Origin of the sequence: Nostocoides australiense Ben110, from assembly GCF_001050535.1 — a bacterium.
GTDB lineage: Bacteria > Actinomycetota > Actinomycetes > Actinomycetales > Dermatophilaceae > Nostocoides_A > Nostocoides_A australiense.
The window spans coordinates 2,587,887-2,592,186 of the sequence record NZ_HG764815.1 but is presented as its reverse complement, the minus strand read 5'-3'; the positions used below and the strand labels follow the sequence as shown (position 1 = coordinate 2,592,186).

The window sequence follows — 4,300 nt, the reverse complement described above, 5'->3', positions numbered from 1 at the left end:
GTGAGGTCCTCGCGGGCGGCGGCCGGCGAGGCACCCCGGACGAGCCGATCGGCATACGCACCAGGGTGTTTCACGTTCCACCAGCGCACGCCGCCGACGTGGCTGTGGGCTCCCGGGCCGAACCCCCACCAGTCGGCGCCGCGCCAGTAGGCGAGGTTGTGGCGGCATTCCTTGCCGGGGCGGGCCCAGTTGCTGATCTCGTACCACCCATAGCCCGCCGCGGTGAGCAGTTCGTCGGCGAGTTCGTATTTGTCGGCCTCGTCATCGTCGTCGGGCATGGTGATCAGGCCGCGCCGCACCTGCGCCGCCAGCTTCGTGCCCGCCTCGACGACGAGGGCGTACGCCGAGATGTGGTCCGGCTCCAGGGCAATCGCCGCCTCTAGACTGCGGCGCCAGTCCTCGATCGACTCCCCCGGCGTGCCGTAGATGAGGTCGAGACTGACATCGAGCCCGGCGGTCCTCGCGCCGGCGACGGCGGCGGCGACATTGGCGGGGCCATGGGTGCGCTCCAGTGTCGCCAGAACGTGGGGCACGCTCGATTGCATCCCGAAGCTGACCCGGGTGAAGCCACCGGCGCGCAGGGTGGCCAGGCTGTCGATGGTGACGGAATCGGGGTTCGCCTCGGTGGTGACCTCGGCGTCGTCCTCGAGCTGCCACTGGGACGCCAGTCGTCGCACGATCCCCGTCAGTTGCTCCGACGGCAGCAGCGTCGGCGTGCCTCCTCCGACGAAAACCGTTGCGAGACTGAGGTTCCCCGCATCTTGGAGCACCTCGCCGGCCAGCGCGATCTCGCGCTCCACTGCGGTGCCGTATGCCGTGGCCGAGCCCGCCGGACCCGTCAGCTCGCCGGGGGCGTAGGTGTTGAAGTCGCAGTAGCCGCAGCGCACCCGGCAAAAGGGCACGTGCACATAGGCGGAGATCGCCCCCGCGTCGCGGGCGGCCAGCGCCGCGGGCGGCAGGCGGCCGTCGACGGGCGCGGGATCCCCGTCGGGGAGGGCGGAGGGCGGCATACCCGCGATCCTTTCAGAGCGCTGCGGGGACACCCGCATCACACGCGCCACAGCGAGGACGGCGTGTCCAGCACGACACGCCGAGGGCACGAAAAAAGTGAAAAAAGGCGGCGGCTAAGCGTTGCGCAGACCCCTCGGACGGGATAGAAATGACGTGTCGCAGTCACCTCGGTGACAGCGACACAGATCAGGTCTTCGGACCTGATCACGACACGAAATTCGTTTCGTGTCATCAGGTTTCGACTTCGGTCGAAACCACCCGAGATCGACTTCGGTCGACCTCGGAGAGGGCCTCGGAAACTCATACTTCCCGAGGCCCTCACTTATGTCCCGGGACTTCGGTGTCCCCCGTGCTCCAGTGTCCCTGGTGCTCCGGTGTCATCGGGGCTCCGGGCGTTCCGCGCCATCCGCCGTTCATCGCCGTGTCACGAGCACGGCTTAGCCTGTCGGGGTGCTGCAGCGGTGGATCGAACTGGACGGCGTCGTGAACATGCGGGACCTCGGCGGCCTTCCGACCACGGACGGCGGGGTCGTGCAGCCGCACCGGCTCATCCGGTCCGACAATCTGCAGGATCTCTCCCCCGCCGATGTCGCGCACCTGGTCGATCTCGGGGTCAGCGATATCGTCGATCTGCGCTCCCACCGGGAGGTGCACCTGACCGGAGAGGGTCCGCTGCGGGCCACCGCGCTGCGCCACCACCACCACAGTTTCATCAGCGAACCCCTTCCAGGACAGGACGATCCGGCTTTCCTGTCGACCCGGCCGGAACACCTGGCGACGGTCAAGGACCAGGACTACTGGAGCCAGCACTACCGGGGCTATCTCGTCGAACGCCCCGACTCGGTCTCGGCCGCGTTGTCCGTCGTCGCCACCGCGCAGGGTGCGACGATCATCCACTGCGCCGCCGGCAAGGACCGCACCGGCACCGTCGTCGGGCTGGCCCTCGCCGTCGCCGGCGTGCCGCGGGCGGAGATCGTCTCCGATTACGTGCTGACGAGCGAGCGGCTCGACCGGATCATCGACCGGCTGAGCGGAGTTGACCCCTATCGAGAAACGTTGCGCGACAAGCCACGCGATGAGCAGATCCCACTCGCGACGTCCATGGACGCACTATTGACCATGGTGGATGACGACTTCGGCGGCGCCGCCGGATGGCTGCGTGCCCAGGGGTGGACGGACGATGAGATCGACGCGCTCCGGCGCAAGTTGACAGTCGAGTGAGCGCGACGCGCCCACGTCCAGCGCCACAGGTGGGCGTGTCGCGCTCACTCGACTCGGGTGCCACCGCGCAGGTGTGGGGCCGGGGTCGGGTGTGGGGCCAGGGTCAGGTCGCGCGGCGGGTCATCGTGGGGGCGCGCCGGACGGCGAGGGCCGACACGAGGGCCGCGGTGAGCGGGACGGCGACCACGAGGAGTCCCAGCCACAGCCACGGGATCTTGATGATCGGGTGGGCGTAGCCCTCCTGACACATATTCGTCAGGCGGTCGCACTGGGTGTTGCCCGTGAGCGGGAAGGTGATCGCGATCCCGGGGACCAGCCCGACGGCCACCCCGATGAGCGCGCCGAGCAGGCTGATGACGATGGCCTGCCCGGCGGCCATCGCCCGCCGGGTGCCGCGGGTCGCCCCGACCGCGGCCAGTGTGGCGTCGTCACGCTGCTGTTCGGCCATCGACAAGGCGGTCGAGGTCAAGGTGATGACGAGGATGAGGAAGGCGAAGATGCCGACAAGGATCCCCATGATCAGCTGGTCCGCGCGCTGGAAGCCGCGCTCGACCTCGACATAGGAGGAGTCCGTCATGGCGGCATTCAGTCGATCCGCGTCCGCGCTGCTGATCGGGCCCGCGGGGTCGTAGAGGCCGATGGCGTCAGTGGTGGTGGCCCAGCCCAGCGCCGTGGCAGTGTCCGGAGTGACGAAGAGGCCGCAATCGCGGGGCAGTGCCGGCAGCGCCGCGAGGTCGAGCGTTCGGGTGGCCACTGGCAGCGTGTCGGCTGCCCGCTCCGTGATGTCCGTGAATTCCCCGGTGTCGGAGTCGACGCGCAAGGTGCCGCTGACCATGGTGATCGAGGCGGGAAGGGCGGCGCGCGTGAACGCGAGGGCCCCACCCTTATCGAGCACCGTGCGCTCGTTGTCGGTCAGGTGGAAGCGGCGATCCAACTCGGCCAGCGGGAGCACGCCGATCTGGCCGTGCCCGGACCACGCGTGGGTGCCGAACTGGGTGCACTTGGGGACGCCATCCACCGCCGGGGCATCCGGATCCCCCGAGATGGATTCGGTGGTCGTGCAGCCTTGCGGCCGATAGTTGACGAACGGCCAGACCGCCTTCGGGTCGGAACCCGGGCCGGCGAAGACGTGGCCGCCGGTGACCTGCGCCAGCGGCACCACGACCAGGCCGGGCGTGGTGCGTTTGATCGTCTCCGTCGTGCGCGCCACCACGTCGTCTACGCGTCGTGGGGCGCCGTCGGAGCCATACACGTCGAGGGAGACGATGGCCTCGCCGTCCAGGGCGTTCGGCACATATTCGCGGCGTTGCTGTTCGGTGTCGCTGGTCAGACCGACGCCCATCATCGTCAGCGCGGCCACGGCGCCGACGACGGCGGCGACCGAGGGCGTCGATCGCGACCGCTGGCGAGCGGCATCGCGGCTGGCCAGCCGCAAGGACACGGGCAAGTGCTGGGAGCCGAGAGCGGCGAGTCCGAGCAGGGTGGGCACCAACAGCAACGCGCCGCCGATGAGCAACACGGCACCGCCGACGATGAAGACCTCGGAGGCGTGAGTGATGATGCCGTAGAACAGGACGATCCCCCCGAGGATCGCGCCGGCCAGACCCAGCAGGAAGACCACGCGGGACGGCGGCGGCGAGACCTCCTGCCCCTTCATCACCCCGACGATGTCGAGCCGTCCCAGTCGTTGCGCCGGGACCAGGGCCGCGACAAGCGCAGAGAGCATGGCGACGGCCATGATCCCGAGCACGTGAGTCCACGGGATGTCGATGGGCCCGCCGGTCCACGGCGTCCAGACCGGGATGATCCAGTGCGTGACGGCCGGCACCGCGAGCACCCCGATCACGGCTCCGGCGACAGCGGCGAGTGCCCCGAGGACGACGGCCTGGGAGAGCACGGTCCGGCGCAACTGCTTGGTGGTCGCCCCATTGCTCGCGGCCAGCGCCAGCGTCCGTCGCTGGCGCGCCGCGCTCACGGCGAATGCCGGCCCGACCAGCAGGGTGACGATGATCAGCAGGATCGCGCCGCCCGCGACGACGAGGCCGGCATTGCGGCCGGGGGGGGGGGG

At 69.7% G+C, this 4,300-nt stretch carries 3 protein-coding genes; 1 reads left to right on the top strand and 2 read right to left on the bottom strand.

The annotated features are described in order from the left end of the window. On the bottom strand, positions 1-1,010 hold a 1,010-nt coding region (gene hemW / locus BN11_RS12450), incomplete at its 3' end, for a radical SAM family heme chaperone HemW (RefSeq protein ID WP_048698169.1). A gap of 451 nt (positions 1,011-1,461) precedes the next feature. Here hemW and BN11_RS12445 point away from each other — a divergent pair. Beyond that, positions 1,462-2,232, top strand: coding sequence for a tyrosine-protein phosphatase (locus BN11_RS12445; protein ID WP_235435458.1), 771 nt, complete (start codon positions 1,462-1,464; stop codon positions 2,230-2,232). A 103-nt stretch (positions 2,233-2,335) separates the two neighbouring features. Here BN11_RS12445 and BN11_RS12440 read toward each other — a convergent pair. Further along, the coding region (locus tag BN11_RS12440) for an ABC transporter permease (protein WP_048698167.1) at positions 2,336-4,300 on the bottom strand (1,965 nt) is incomplete at its 5' end.